The organism is Novosphingobium sp. AAP83, assembly GCF_001295795.1.
Lineage (GTDB): Bacteria > Pseudomonadota > Alphaproteobacteria > Sphingomonadales > Sphingomonadaceae > Novosphingobium.
Genome location: NZ_LJHY01000016.1, coordinates 480,124 through 492,901 on the forward strand (window position 1 = coordinate 480,124; position 12,778 = coordinate 492,901).

The 12,778-nt window shown below is 61.9% G+C and carries 13 protein-coding genes and 1 pseudogene; 9 read left to right on the top strand and 5 right to left on the bottom strand.

What is annotated here, in order from left to right:
* Positions 1–4 precede the first annotated feature (4 nt).
* The 4 genes and pseudogenes from IP81_RS09100 (at position 5) to IP81_RS09115 (ending at position 1,861) form a co-directional block, all read left to right on the top strand.
* Positions 5–337, top strand: coding sequence for a helix-turn-helix transcriptional regulator (locus tag IP81_RS09100; protein WP_197274578.1), 333 nt, complete (start codon positions 5–7; stop codon positions 335–337).
* Positions 338–433: 96 nt separating this feature from the next.
* The gene (locus tag IP81_RS09105; protein ID WP_054107769.1) at positions 434–679 is read left to right on the top strand and encodes a type II toxin-antitoxin system ParD family antitoxin; all 246 of its coding nucleotides are present in this window, start codon (positions 434–436) and stop codon (positions 677–679) included.
* A 22-nt stretch (positions 680–701) separates the two neighbouring features.
* Positions 702–977, top strand: a pseudogene (locus tag IP81_RS09110) (type II toxin-antitoxin system RelE/ParE family toxin); the annotation flags it as partial.
* Between the two features lie 332 nt (positions 978–1,309).
* Positions 1,310–1,861: a hypothetical protein gene (locus IP81_RS09115; protein ID WP_054107645.1), complete on the top strand. Its 552-nt coding sequence runs from the start codon at positions 1,310–1,312 to the stop codon at positions 1,859–1,861.
* Between the two features lie 375 nt (positions 1,862–2,236).
* Here IP81_RS09115 and IP81_RS09120 read toward each other — a convergent pair whose 3' ends face one another.
* A complete protein-coding gene (locus IP81_RS09120; RefSeq protein ID WP_054107646.1) occupies positions 2,237–2,539 on the bottom strand; it encodes a type II toxin-antitoxin system RelE/ParE family toxin in 303 nt (100 codons plus the stop codon).
* Complete coding sequence (locus tag IP81_RS09125; RefSeq protein WP_054107647.1) at positions 2,539–2,787, bottom strand: type II toxin-antitoxin system ParD family antitoxin; 249 nt, start codon at positions 2,785–2,787, stop codon at positions 2,539–2,541. Before IP81_RS09125 ends, IP81_RS09120 begins: the two co-directional genes overlap by 1 nt.
* 241 nt (positions 2,788–3,028) lie before the next feature.
* Between IP81_RS09125 and IP81_RS09130 the strand changes: the two genes are divergently transcribed.
* Positions 3,029–3,556: a hypothetical protein gene (locus IP81_RS09130; protein WP_054107648.1), complete on the top strand. Its 528-nt coding sequence runs from the start codon at positions 3,029–3,031 to the stop codon at positions 3,554–3,556.
* A gap of 266 nt (positions 3,557–3,822) precedes the next feature.
* On the opposite strand, the gene nudC is transcribed toward IP81_RS09130, so the two are convergent.
* From nudC to IP81_RS09145, 3 genes are read right to left on the bottom strand one after another with little or no spacing between them, the layout of a single operon-like run.
* Positions 3,823–4,704, bottom strand: coding sequence for an NAD(+) diphosphatase (gene nudC, locus IP81_RS09135; RefSeq protein WP_197274579.1), 882 nt, complete (start codon positions 4,702–4,704; stop codon positions 3,823–3,825).
* On the bottom strand, positions 4,704–6,002 hold the full coding sequence (locus IP81_RS09140) for a serine hydrolase (RefSeq protein WP_054107650.1): 1,299 nt from the start codon (positions 6,000–6,002) through the stop codon (positions 4,704–4,706). The genes nudC and IP81_RS09140 overlap by 1 nt, the downstream gene beginning before the upstream one ends.
* A 4-nt stretch (positions 6,003–6,006) precedes the next feature.
* Positions 6,007–7,071: an A/G-specific adenine glycosylase gene (locus IP81_RS09145; RefSeq protein WP_054107651.1), complete on the bottom strand. Its 1,065-nt coding sequence runs from the start codon at positions 7,069–7,071 to the stop codon at positions 6,007–6,009.
* 29 nt (positions 7,072–7,100) lie between these two features.
* Between IP81_RS09145 and IP81_RS09150 the strand changes: the two genes are divergently transcribed.
* The 4 genes from IP81_RS09150 to smc all read left to right on the top strand — a co-directional run bounded on the left by IP81_RS09150 (position 7,101) and on the right by smc (position 12,744).
* Positions 7,101–7,679, top strand: coding sequence for a DUF721 domain-containing protein (locus tag IP81_RS09150; protein ID WP_082356057.1), 579 nt, complete (start codon positions 7,101–7,103; stop codon positions 7,677–7,679).
* A gap of 1 nt (position 7,680) precedes the next feature.
* A complete protein-coding gene (locus IP81_RS09155; RefSeq protein ID WP_054107652.1) occupies positions 7,681–8,397 on the top strand; it encodes a thioredoxin domain-containing protein in 717 nt (238 codons plus the stop codon).
* Between the two features lie 126 nt (positions 8,398–8,523).
* Positions 8,524–9,273, top strand: coding sequence for a thioredoxin domain-containing protein (locus IP81_RS09160; RefSeq protein WP_054107653.1), 750 nt, complete (start codon positions 8,524–8,526; stop codon positions 9,271–9,273).
* 30 nt (positions 9,274–9,303) lie between these two features.
* Positions 9,304–12,744 (top strand): chromosome segregation protein SMC, encoded by a 3,441-nt coding sequence (gene smc, locus IP81_RS09165; protein WP_054107654.1) that lies wholly within the window; start codon positions 9,304–9,306, stop codon positions 12,742–12,744.
* Positions 12,745–12,778: the final 34 nt, after the last annotated feature.

Sequence of the window (12,778 nt, forward strand, 5' to 3'; positions counted from 1 at the left end):
TCAAATGACCACGATCCCGCTGGGCGAATATCAGGCGTTGCGCCAAGCCGCCGGGGAACTGGACGATCTGCGCGCTTTTGACCGGGCCAAGGCCGCACTTGCTACGGGTGACGATGAACTGGTCCCTGCCGAAACGCTCAAGCGGTTGCTGGCAGGTGAAGTCCCCTTACGCGTATGGCGCGAATTGCGCGGGCTAACCCAATCGGGCCTTGCCAGCACATCAGGCGTAAACCGCGTCCAGATCGCCGACATCGAAGCAGGCCGCCGCAAAGGCTCGCTCGAAACCGCGCGCAAGTTGGCACAGTCGCTGGGGATTGCGATTGATGATCTGGTTTGAGTTTGGCGGGCGGACGCTATTCTAACGCCACCGATGCAGGGGTTGAACTTGACAATCTTTGCCAATCTATGGCAATTTTTCGTCAGGAGGCTTGCCATGGCAACCATGAATATCTCACTGCCCGATCCGATGAAGCAATGGGTTGAAGCGCAGGCGGAGACAGGCCGCTACAGCAATGTCAGCGACTATGTGCGCGATCTGATTCGGCGCGAGCAAGAGCGCGGCGACAAGATCGCCCAAATGCAGCGCCTTGTTGATGAGGCACGGGCAAGTGGCATAAGTGACCTCACGATGGCCGACATCCGCGCCCTTGCCCTGAAACAGGCCGGACTGACCGCCTGAGGTCCCCTCATATCGCTTTACGAAGGCCGCAACCGACGATCTTGTAGCCATCTATCTGGCGGGATTGGAACAGTTCGGCGTTGCGCAAGCCGACCGCTATCATGATGGCTTGGAGCGGATGTTTGCGTTTCTGGCCCAAACGCCACGCGTCGCGCGGATGCGTGAAGAGCTAAACCCGCCAGTCCGCGCCCGCCCGTTCAAAGCGCATATCATCGTTTATGATGAAACAGACGATGGCATTCTCGTTCTGCGTGTTCGGCATGGCCGGGAAGACTGGATTTCAACACCTGAAAGCTGAGGGCGCGCGTCCAGATCGCCGACATCGAAGCAGGCCGCCGCAGGGGCTCACTCGAAACCGCTCGCAAGTTGGCTCAGTCGCTGGGGATTGCGATTGATGATCTGGTTCGAGTTTGGTTGACGGGCGCAGAATGGACTGAAGCTAATTAGTATACTGTCCCCGGAACTTCCGGCGAAAAGCGTAAACGCTACTTTGATTGACTCGACTCTTTGGGCCGCTTCCCGCTAGCCTTGTGAGGCTTGTGGGGGGTGGCAAACATGCGTTTTAGCGCCGCCTCTCGACGGGCTTCCGTCTCCGCAACGGAGTAGGTTTCTTCTTGGTCGGACTTTGCCATGACATCTAATCCCACTTGGTATCTCGGAGCACCGGACACCGATCATCCGGTCACTTCAGCCTTAGGACGCTACTTCGCCGAAACCCCGAACATCGAGTTCTGCATTACCATGTGCTTCGCCCGCGCGCTGGGTCAAGGCCAGGATCGTGAGATGGCGTCTGCGATCATGGGTAAAATCCAGAGTAACTCCGCTAAACTCGACATGCTCGAGGCCGCGATCCAAACTGCTAAACTTTCAGATGTGTGGCGACCGCTGCTTGATTCCGTCATCGACATGGCCCGGAAGGCTAACGCGCGGCGCAATCTCTATGCGCACAGTGTGTTTGAACACACGGAAGCGGGGGAAGTCCGCATACGACCATACGCCCTGAGTTCGGGGCGTCAGAAACCAAAATCGCCAGAAACCCTGTCACCTAAAATTATCGAAGGCGACCGGTTTATATTGCAATTCCTGTTTCATGCGGGGCTATATGCATCGGGCCAGATTGACAAAGAGCGGCTCCAGCCATGGATCGATAAATTAGCTCAAGCGCTTTCGAACTCACGTTAAGCTCGCAGAGATCGGCCACATCATGGCCAGCGGCAATCATCTCTGACGTTACTTCAGTTTGAGATACATCGACCTGTCGCTGATCGGATTCGCACATCTCGGTTGCTCACTCAAGTATATCATTGCCGGAATTCTGGGGACAGCGGAATTCTGGGGACAGGAATTCTGGGGACAGTATACTTAATTCTGTGATTGCTGTGCGATTCCACAAAGAAGTTGGTTCGCGCAGAGACGGCAAAGGGCGCAGAGAGTTTTCGCGCAAAGACGCGACGACGCAAAGGACTGGCACACCATCTTCGTGCCTTCGCGCCTTTGCGCGATCAATCCTTCTCCGCGCCTCCGCGTCTCCGCGCGATACCCGCGATGGCAGCTGCGCTACTCCGCTACGCCAAAAAATCCGGGCACGTCCATCGCCTGATGCGGTATGCCAATGATGTCGATGCCGCCTTCGCGAACGAGATAGAACACGACGTGCGATTCATGCGGGAAACTGCGATAGCCTTGGGCAACTTCATCGCGGCTGCGCCCGGCGTTGGCGTTCTGCGCCAGCCACGCAAAGCGGGCGTCCAACGCGCGCAGGTAAATATCGCGCTGCTTTTTGCCCCAATGCCGGAGCGTGTAACGGCCGATATTCTTGAGATCTTCGAAGGCGCGCGGGGTGATGCGATAGGACGCCATCACCCCTCGTTATCCAGCGCAGCAATGACGTTCTCAACGGAGTAATCTTCGACGAACACGCCTGCCCTCGCCTGTGCCGCACCTTCCGCAAGATGGGTACGCAGGGCATCAAGCCGGGTCTTTTGTGTTTCAAGCGTTCGCAAAGCATCGCGCACGACTTCGCTGGCCGAGCCATAGCGCCCGCTGCGCACTTCATTGCGGATGAAGACTTCCCAGTGCTCGCCAAGGCTCAGGCTTGTATTGGCCATGCCGCAATCTCCTGTATTCATTTTCACTATATATGAATAGTTACCAAAAGTCCAGTTTTCCCGCTATCGGCAGAACAAGCCTGAACGCGCGGAGGCGCGGAGAGTTCTCGGGCAAAGACGCTACGACGCCAAGGGCTATAGCCAAAAGGTGAGGCCACCGGGCCAGCACGCGGGCATCCATTGCCAGTTTCGCCCTCAGGACATACACCGTTGCGCTCACCTGTGTTTTTGTCAGATTGCCATGATCCATTCCGAACCCGAAACCGCCGCGCCGTTCATCATCGAAAAGTTTACAATGGCCTTCGATCTGGTCGAGGACCGGATCAGGATGAACGCGTTTAACGCGAACGCCGGCGTCCAAGCCATTTGGCTGACACGCCGGTTGCTGGACCGTTTCCTGCCCATCATCGTCACGAAAATTGAGGAGAAGGCCGGGTCGTCCGTGGTGGCCCGGTTCGGGTTGTCGGTGTCGCAGCAGAAACTCCGCGATCAACGTGAAACGAGCAGGGCCGAACCTGTTCTTGCCCCTGCTGACGGGGTGCCGTGGTTGGCATCGACAATGAAACTCGTGCCCCACGGCGAAGGTTTTGTCTGGGTATTGCAGGGAGCAACAGGCTGTGAAGCAAGGTTTTTCCTGACGGACGAACACCTTAGAAGCACACTGGATATCTTGCACATCAGCTACTCCAAAATGGAATGGCACTGTGAAAAATTTCCGGATTGGGTGGCAGATGTCGGCAGCGACAAGCCAGCCCGGGCTTTGCACTAGAACGCTCTGGCGACAGGTGCGAAAACCGCTGTCCTACACGCCGCCAAATCCCTAACCTCGCAGCCGCTCCTTGAACCCGTGAAACCCCGGCAAATCCCTTGGCGATGCAGCGCATTTGCGCTGCGCGCGCGAAGCGGTGCGGCCCTGAAAATCGCGCCCTCTCCGGCCTTCCGAGTTTTTCTCCTGAACAGTGTAAACTGTGTAAACCTGTTCAGGTCCAGCGCCGCCAACCTGAACAAAATCGGGCAGGAAGGCGGGTGGCGGCCTTAACGCTCCAGCCACCACTTCAGCAGATGATGCGCCACGGCGAACGGCGGCGGCGCTATGAACGCGCCGTCTTCGGCTCCGCTCATGGCATAGGCCACTTCTTCGCGGGTGAACCAGCGGGCATCATCAAGCTCGGTTTCGTCGATCACGATGGTCTTGTCGTCGGCATAGGCGTGGCAGCCGATCATCAGCGAGGACGGGAACGGCCAGGGCTGGCTGGCGACATATTCGACCGCGCGGGCCTTTACCCCCGCTTCTTCAAGGACTTCGCGTTTGACCGCGCTTTCAAGGCTTTCGCCGGGCTCGACAAAGCCTGCCAGCGCGGAATAGCGGCGCGGGGGGAAGCGCGGCTGGCGACCCAGCAGAAGCTCGCCTTCGCATTCCACGGTCATGATCGTGACCGGATCGACGCGGGGGAAGTGTTCGGCCTTGCACGCATCGTTGCTGCACGAACGCTGCCAGCCGCCCTTGGCGAGGACGGTGGCATGGCCGCAGCGGGCGCAGAAGCGGTGGCGGGCGTGCCAATCGACAAGGCTGCGCGCGCCGCCATAGATCGCAAGGTCAGACGCAGAGAGCAAGCCCATCGCGGACCACAGGCGCGGGTTTGGCGGAGCGACGCTGCCGATGATGGCGGGGGTGACTTGCGCAAAGCAAGCGCGGCCATCGTCCTTGAGGCCGAGGAAAACGAGCTCGGCAGCAGGATCGGCATCGGCCAGTGTGCCCCAATCGAGGCCTCCATCGGGCGCGATGACCGGATCGATGCCCTCCAGCTTCAGCAGCCGCGCGCGCCAGTCCATCAGCGCGCCCAGCTTTTCCGCATCGCCGCGAATGTGATCGGCGCGATCAAGGCCTTCGCCTGCAAATGCGATTGTCGTGTCCATCAGGCAGCAGCTTTCTTGTTCAGGTAATCGGCCAGCACGGCCTTGGAAAATTCCTGGTGGATGGGATAGGCATCCGCCGGCATATATTGCGTGTAAATCCCGGCGCGCACGCCAGCGCGCAAGTTGACAAAGCCCACCGTTCCGGCAGCCCCCGCCCAGCCGAATGTGCCCGCATCCTCGCCCAGACCGACCGAGCCGCCTGCGCCAAAACCGCTGCCGTTAACGAACGTGCCTGCGGTGCTGACGCCTGCGGGAAGCAGATTGCTGGTGCCGATGCGCACGGCAGATTCGCTCATCACTTGCCGTCCATCAATGGTGCCATAGCCTGCCAGCATGGCGAGGAAGCGGTCATAATCGCGCGGCGATGAGACAAGGCCCGCGCCGCCGAACGGATAGGCGGGCTGATCAAGATAGACCGAGGTTGCGCCCGGATCGATGGGGAGCAGCAAGCCACCTGCAACGATATAATTGGTGGTCAGCCGTGTGGCCTGCGCTTCGGGCACGCGGAACCACGTGGAATTCATCCCGCAAGGGCCGAACATGCGGTCTTGCAGGAACCGGTCAAAAGGCTGGCCCGAGACGACTTCGATGACGCGGCCCAGCAGATCGAGGCCGAGCGAATAGCTCCATGTGGTTCCGGGTTCATAGACCAGCGGCATGGTGGCCAGGACTTCGGCAAATTTGGCAAGGCTGGGCAAGGGCTTGATCGCATCAAGGCCGGGAACAGGCGTGCGGCTGGCCTGTGCAGGGACCAGCCCTGCTGCATTATAGGCGTCCTTGATCGGGCCTTTCTGGATGATCGAATAGCCAAGCCCGGCGGTGTGGGTGAGCAAGTGGCGCACGGTGATCTGCTTTGTGGCAGGGCGCAGATCGATGATCGAGCCATCAGGCGTGACTTGCACCTGCATCTTGGCAAAGGCGGGGATGAAATCGGCGATGGGCTGATCCAGCCGCATTTTGCCTTCATCAACCAGCATCATCGCGGCCATACCGGTAATCGGCTTGGTCATCGAATAGATGCGGAACAGGCTGTCCATATCGACCAGCGCAGTGCTGTTTTTGGCAAGCGTACCGCGCGCGATGCCAAGCGGCGCCGCGCTGCTGCCCAGCCCCAGCGCGGCGATCATGCCGGGCAGCTTGCCTGTGCTGACATATGCATCGATCATGCCGGTGACGGTGGGAAAGCGCGCTTCGGCAGCGGCGGCAGTGGCCCATGACAGGCGTGGCAGCACGGTACTTCCCGCCAGCGCGCCCAGCGACCCAAGCAACCCACGGCGCGAAATAGTCATTGTCGTCATTAACTTATGTATCCCTCTCCGCTATTGCCAATCGTGCTGCCTTGGCAAACACGGTGGGCAATCCGGCGGCTTCAATTTGCTCGATTGGCCACCATTCTCCGGCTGGCAGATTATCCAATTCTGCGGGGCCGCAAAGCATCAATTGCATTTCAAGATCGAAATGGGTGAAGCTGTGGCGGACAACGCCGCCCTTTTGCCAAGCACCGGGGAGTCCACCATTGCCATCGCTGCGGGCCGACCAGCCATCATCGGGCAGCGCGCGCATCCCGCCCAGCATGCCGCGCGAGGGGCGCTGGACCAGCAGGACCGCGCCATCGCGTTCGATCCAATAGGTATGGCCAGTGCGGGTGGGCTTGGGCTTCTTCGCTGCTTTGACAGGGAGGCGTTCAGGGGCGCCTTCGGCTTGCGCGCGGCAATGGGTGCGCAAGGGGCAGAGCATGCAGCGCGGTGAACGCGCGGTGCAGATCGTTGCCCCCAGATCCATCATGGCCTGCGCGAAATCTCCGGCATGGCTATCGGGCGTGATCTGGCCTGTGGCTAAACGGATGGCAGGTTTGGCGGCGGGCAGCGGCTCTTCAATGGCAAAGAGGCGGGCAACGACGCGTTCGACATTGGCATCGACCACCACGGCGCGACGTCCGAACGCGATAGCGGCGACGGCGGCAGCAGTGTATTCGCCAAGGCCGGGGAGCGCACGCAAAGCCTCTTCGGTATCGGGGAATGTGCCACCGCGTTCCGCCACGGCGCGGGCGCAGGCGAGCAGATTGCGCGCGCGGGCATAATAGCCAAGGCCGGCCCATGCCGCCATGACATCGGCATCATCGGCGGCGGCAAGATCAGTCACCGTAGGCCAGCGGGTGGTGAACTTGACAAAATAGGGGCCGACCGCTGCGACAGTGGTTTGCTGGAGCATGACTTCCGAAAGCCATACTCTGTAGGGATCAGCGCCCGATCCGCCCGGAACAATCCGCCACGGCAGGTGGCGGGCATTGGCATCATACCAGCCGAGCAGGATCGGAGCGACTTGTGCGGGATCGCAAATAGGGGTGGGTTGCGCACTGGCTTGCATCGAAGCGCTATGGCATGAGCACTGGTGATATGGAAAGCCCACCTTCGGACATCACGAAACGCAAAACCCGCGCGCCTGCCAAAGCTGCGGCAGCCAAGCCTTATGCCGGAAAGCCATATGAGCGCCCGCGCGGTGGAGAAGCGCGCCAGATTGCCGATCTGATGCCCGCAATCGGGCGCACCGCATTCCGCCGCTTCGGCTTTGTGCAGTCGAGCGTCGTCACGCGCTGGCCCGAGATTGTGGGGGAACGCCACGCGCGGCATTGTATGCCCGAATCCATCCGCTTTCCGCCCGGGGAAAAGGCCGATGGCATCCTGCAACTGGTGGTGACCCCCGCGCACGCCACAATCATCCAGCATGTGGTTCCCGAAATCATGGACCGGGTGAACCGCTTTTTCGGCTATCGAGCAGTGGCACGGGTAAAAATCCGGCAAGGTGTGGTTCAGGCACCCAAAGCGAAAGAAGCGCCGCGCACTGCGCCGCCATCGTTGAAGCCGATCCCCTTCGAACTGGGGGATTCATTGCGCGATATTGGCGATCCTGAATTGCGCACAGTATTGGAAAGCCTCGCCCGCAGTCTGGACGAGGTGAGCAAGGGACGGAACTGACGTGAAACGGTTGATTGCAACGGCAGCGCTGGCATTGGGCGCATTGGTTACACTAACGGGTGCAGGGTCTGGGGCTGGCAAGCCTGCCAAGCCGGTGGCGCGCGGCAACTGGGTGGCAACCGCGGCGCTGACGCCAGAGGGCTATCACGTGCTGGGCAATCAGGCCGCGCCGCTGCGGCTGATCGAATATGTCAGCTATACCTGCCCGCATTGTGCGCAATTCGAAGTGCAATCCGAAGCGCAGTTGAAAATCGGCCTGGTTGGACTGGGCAAGGGCGCCATCGAGGTCCGCAATTTTGTGCGCGATCCGATTGATATGACCGTGGCACTTTTGACCAACTGCGTTTCGCCCAGCAGGTTTTTCCCGCTGCATACAGCATTCATGCGCAATCAAGCCAAATGGCTGGCACCTGCCTCTTCGTCCACTGAAGCACAGCGCCAGCGCTGGAACACAGGGTCGTTCACCACCCGCACCCGCGCCATTGCCAGCGATTTGAAGTTCTATGAATTCATGGAAGCGCGCGGCGTAAACCGCATCGCCGTGGACCGCTGCCTTGGCAATGAAGCGCTGGCCAAGAAGCTGGCTGCGCAAACGCAAGAAGCGGTGGAAAAGGTCAAGGTCAATGGCACGCCAAGCTTTGTGATGGACGGAGTGCTGCTGGCGGGAACGCACGATTGGGCTTCGCTGAAGCCGCAGCTGGATGCGCGGATACGGTAATTGCCGGTTTTGTCGTTAAACCCTACCCCCACCCTTCAACCTGGCCCTATTCAAACTGGCCCCCTTCAAACCGGCGCGGCAATCGGCTAGCGTTGCGACAAATCCAGATATGGGAAACCTGAACCGATGAAATTTGCCCGCGCCGTGCTTCTTGCAACCCTTCCCCTGACGCTTGGCCTTGCCGCTTGTGACAAGAAGACCGACGCTGCCGCTGGCGAAACCGCCAGTGCTGAGCCCCTTGCCAAAATCGCAGCACCTGCTGGCAAATCATGGGCAGAGACATTCGCCGCTACACCAGAGGGCGGTTATGTGATGGGCAATCCCGATGCGCCAATCAAGCTGATCGAATATGGTGCGCTATCATGTTCACATTGCGCCGATTTTGCCGAAAAAAGCTTTGCGAAGATGCGTGACGATTACATCGCTTCGGGCCGGGTCAGCTATGAATTGCGGCTGTTCCTTCTGAACGGGCTCGATATGCCCGCTGTGCTTCTGGCAACCTGCGGATCGCCCGACGCGACGATCCCGCTTTCGGAACAGTTCTGGGGCTGGCAGAAAAACATGTTCGCCAACCTGCAAAAGGATGAAGCTGCTTTCCAGCGCGTTTCGACGCTGCCAGTTGACCAGCGCTTTGCCGGGATCGCGCAGCTTTCGGGCATGGCTGAGTTCTTCGCATCGCGCGGTATTGCCGCAGCGCAAGGTTCGGCATGCCTTGCCGACACGGCCAAGGCCACAAAGCTGGCTGCCCAAACCGAGCAATGGAGCAAGGAATACGAGATCACCGGCACGCCTACATTCTTCCTGAACGGCAGCAAGACCGGCGTCGGATCATGGGAAGAGCTTGAGCCGCTGCTGCAAAAAGCTGGCGCGCGCTAAGCGCAATACCGGGGCTGGGGCGCGCGTTCGATGCAGATCAGGCGGTTGAAGCTGGCCGGCTTCAAAAGCTTTGTCGAGCCTGCCGAACTGCGCATCGAACCCGGCCTGACCGGCGTTGTTGGCCCCAACGGGTGCGGCAAATCCAACCTGCTTGAGGCGATCCGCTGGGTCATGGGCGAAAGCTCGGCCAAATCCATGCGCGGCGGGGGCATGGAGGACGTGATCTTTGCAGGCACGGCCACCCGCCCTGCCCGCGCCTTTGCCGAAGTGCTGCTGACCGCCGAAACCGATCCATCGGGGCCATTTGGCGGCGAATTGGAAGTCGTCCGCCGGATCGAGCGCGGCGCGGGCAGCGCTTATCGCGTGAACGGGCGCGATGTGCGGGCCAAGGACGTGGCGCTGGTCTTTGCCGATGCCGCCACGGGCGCGCACAGCCCCGCGCTGGTAAGCCAGGGACGCATCGCGGCGGTGATCGCGGCCAAGCCTGCCGAACGGCGGATGATGCTGGAGGAAGCGGCGGGAATCGCAGGCCTCCATGTGCGTCGCCGCGATGCCGAACAGAAACTGCGCGCGACCGAGACCAATCTGGAACGCTTGGTTGATTTGCTATCGGGCCTTGAATCCCAGATTTCCACGCTGCGGCGGCAGGCGCGCGCAGCAGAGCGCTATATCTCTGTCAGCGACAAAATCCGGCTGGCCGAAGCGCGGCTGGTATTTGCGCGCTGGCGTGATGCGGCGGCGGCGGCGGATGCGGCACGCAAGGAAGCACGCGCGGCAGATGAGCGCGTGAGCGAGGCACAAGCGCTGGCAAAGGCCGCGCAGGAAACGCAGCACAAAGCAGCCGCGGCTTTGGCGCAAGCGCGTGATGACTTGTTTGACCGGCGGCAGGATTCCGCCGCGCATGGCCAGCGTATGGCATCGCTAAGCGCGCAACTTGAGGCAGCCGAGCAACGGGTGGCAGACATCGAGCGCCAGCTTGCGCGGATTGAACAGGACCGCAGCAGCGCCGACCGCCTGACCGAAGATGCAGCAGCCGCCATCGCACGGCTCGAAGGTGATCTGACGGCATCAGAGGTGGCGCTTAAGGCTGATGAAGCGCAGCGTCCGACTTTGGTGGCAGCGGCTGATGAAGCCGATCGCGCCGCACGCGCGGCAGAAGTTGCACTGGCCCAACGTGTGGCCGAACAGGCCGGGATAGATGCCGAATGGCGCGTGGCCGAGGCCGCGGTTGGCGCTGCGCAATCGCGTTTGACGCGAGTTGAAAGCGATGCCGCGCGGCTATCGCAACAGGCAGAAGCTTTGGCGCGCGAGGCCGATCCGGCAGAACAGCTTGCGCAAGCAGAAGCGCGGCGGGCCGAAGCGGCGGCGGCCTTGGCGGCGGCAGAGGCGGAACGCGCAGAACTGACGGCGCGGCGCGAGGCGCTTTCAACCGAGCGTGATGCCGCAAGCAATGCGCTGGCGCAGGCACGGGCAGAGCTTTCAGGGGTTGAGCGCGAAGCCGATGCTTTGGCGCGGGACAAAGCCGCGCGTGAGAAGGCGGCGGCAGCCAAAGGGCGCGGCGCTTCGGCGATTGCGGGAACTCGGGTGGCATCGGGGTATGAGCGGGCTTTGGCCGCAGTGCTGGGGCGCGATGCGGCAGCGCCAGTGGGGTTGGCTCCTGCCGCAGCCGAAGGGCGGTTCTGGACCGGGGCGCAGGCGCCCTCACCGGTCGTGGATTCATTGGCCCACCATGTGACGCAGTGCCCGCCCGAACTCGCCGCGCGGCTGGCGCTGGTGCGGGTTGTGGACAGCGATGAGGGGCAAGCGCTGGCACCGGGTGAATGGTTGGTGACCAAGGCTGGGCATTTGCGCCGGTGGGACGGATTTGTGGCGCGCGGTGAAGGTGCGGCAGAGGCGGCTGCTCTGGAAGCGGAGAACCGGCTGTCGGAGCTCCAAGCGCTACTGCCTGCGCGGCGTGAGGCCTTGGCACTGGCCGAGGCTGCGTTTGGCGCGGCGCGTGATGCCTCAGCGCAAGTGCAGGCGCGGCTGGTCGCGATCGAGAAAGCAGTTTCGGCAACTTCCGATGCCGAGCGCGCTGCGTTGCGCGCACTTGACGCAGCCGATGCGGCGCGGCTTCGGCTGGAACAGCGCAAGGCTGAGATCGCGCGGGTTCAGGCCGATCTGGCCGAGCAGCGCCGGTCGGCTGAAGCGGAGGCTGCGGCAGCGCGGGACAAGCGCGCCAGCCTGCCCGATCCTGGGACGGGACGCGCGGCGCTGGACGCAGCACGCGCGCGCAATGATGCGGCGCGGCAGGGATTGCAAGCAACGGCAGCGGCGATGGCTTCGCTTGAGCAGACCATTGCGGTGGGCAAAGAGCGGTTGGCGGGGCTGAAGGGCGATGCGCGGGCGTGGTCTGCGCGGGCGGGCGATGCGGCCAAGCGGCTGGCCGAAATGACCGGGCGGCGCGAGGAATTGGAGGCCGAGCGTGCAATATCGGCGGCCAAACCGGCGGGCCTGATTGCCGAGATCGAGGGCGGCGAGGTGATCGCCGCGAGGCTGACGAGCGAACTTGCCGCAGCAGAGGCGGCGCTGGCGCAGTGTGATGTGGCGTCCAAAGCCGCCGATGTGGCATTGAGCGACGCAAATGAGGCTTTGGCAACAGCCCGCGAGGGCCGCGCGGGCGCATCGGCGCGGGCGGAGAACGAGAACGCGCGGCGGCAGGAAATGGCGGGCATTTCGGGCGAGCGGTTCCAATGCCCTCCCCCGCTTCTACCGCAGCGGTTTGAATTCGATTCCGCGCAAGTGGCCTCGGCGGGCGATGAATCAGCGGCGCTGGATCGGCTGGTGGCAGAACGGGAACGAATCGGGCCGGTCAATCTTGTGGCCGCCGATGAACTGGCCCAAGCCGAAGAGCGCCACGGCACGAGCGTGAACGAGCAAGCCGAATTGACTGAGGCGGTGAACCGGCTGCGCGGGTCTATCGGCAACCTGAACCGCGAGGGGCGCGAGCGGTTGCGCGCGGCGTTTGAAGCGGTGGACGGCCACTTCCGCCGCCTGTTCAGCCGCCTGTTTGGCGGGGGCGAGGCGCATCTGGCGCTGGTCGATAGCGACGATCCGCTTGAGGCGGGCCTCGAAATATTCGCCCAACCACCGGGCAAGCGACTGCAATCGCTGACGCTGCTTTCAGGCGGCGAACAGGCGCTGACCGCCGTCGCGCTGATCTTCGCACTGTTCTTGACCAACCCTGCGCCGATCTGTGTGCTCGACGAAGTCGACGCGCCATTGGACGATGCCAATATCGAACGCTTCTGCGACTTGCTCGACGTGATGGTCGCCGAAACCCGGACCCGCTACCTGATCGTCACCCACAATGCCGTTACCATGAGCCGCATGCATCGCCTGTTCGGCGTGACGATGGTCGAGCGCGGCGTCTCGCGGCTGGTAAGCGTGGATCTGGGCGGGGCGGTTGAGCTGCTGGAGGCGGCGGGTTGACTTTTGCGTTTTTGTAGTTACATTAAATGGTGAG

Coding starts and splice junctions, on each gene's coding strand:
- IP81_RS09100 (WP_197274578.1), top strand. CDS start 5: ATGACCACGATCCCGCTGGGCGAATATCAGGCGTTGCGCCAAGCCGCC.
- IP81_RS09105 (WP_054107769.1), top strand. CDS start 434: ATGGCAACCATGAATATCTCACTGCCCGATCCGATGAAGCAATGGGTT.
- IP81_RS09115 (WP_054107645.1), top strand. CDS start 1,310: ATGACATCTAATCCCACTTGGTATCTCGGAGCACCGGACACCGATCAT.
- IP81_RS09120 (WP_054107646.1), bottom strand. CDS start 2,539: ATGGCGTCCTATCGCATCACCCCGCGCGCCTTCGAAGATCTCAAGAAT.
- IP81_RS09125 (WP_054107647.1), bottom strand. CDS start 2,787: ATGGCCAATACAAGCCTGAGCCTTGGCGAGCACTGGGAAGTCTTCATC.
- IP81_RS09130 (WP_054107648.1), top strand. CDS start 3,029: ATGATCCATTCCGAACCCGAAACCGCCGCGCCGTTCATCATCGAAAAG.
- nudC (WP_197274579.1), bottom strand. CDS start 4,704: ATGGACACGACAATCGCATTTGCAGGCGAAGGCCTTGATCGCGCCGAT.
- IP81_RS09140 (WP_054107650.1), bottom strand. CDS start 6,002: ATGACGACAATGACTATTTCGCGCCGTGGGTTGCTTGGGTCGCTGGGC.
- IP81_RS09145 (WP_054107651.1), bottom strand. CDS start 7,071: ATGCAAGCCAGTGCGCAACCCACCCCTATTTGCGATCCCGCACAAGTC.
- IP81_RS09150 (WP_082356057.1), top strand. CDS start 7,101: ATGGAAAGCCCACCTTCGGACATCACGAAACGCAAAACCCGCGCGCCT.
- IP81_RS09160 (WP_054107653.1), top strand. CDS start 8,524: ATGAAATTTGCCCGCGCCGTGCTTCTTGCAACCCTTCCCCTGACGCTT.
- smc (WP_054107654.1), top strand. CDS start 9,304: ATGCAGATCAGGCGGTTGAAGCTGGCCGGCTTCAAAAGCTTTGTCGAG.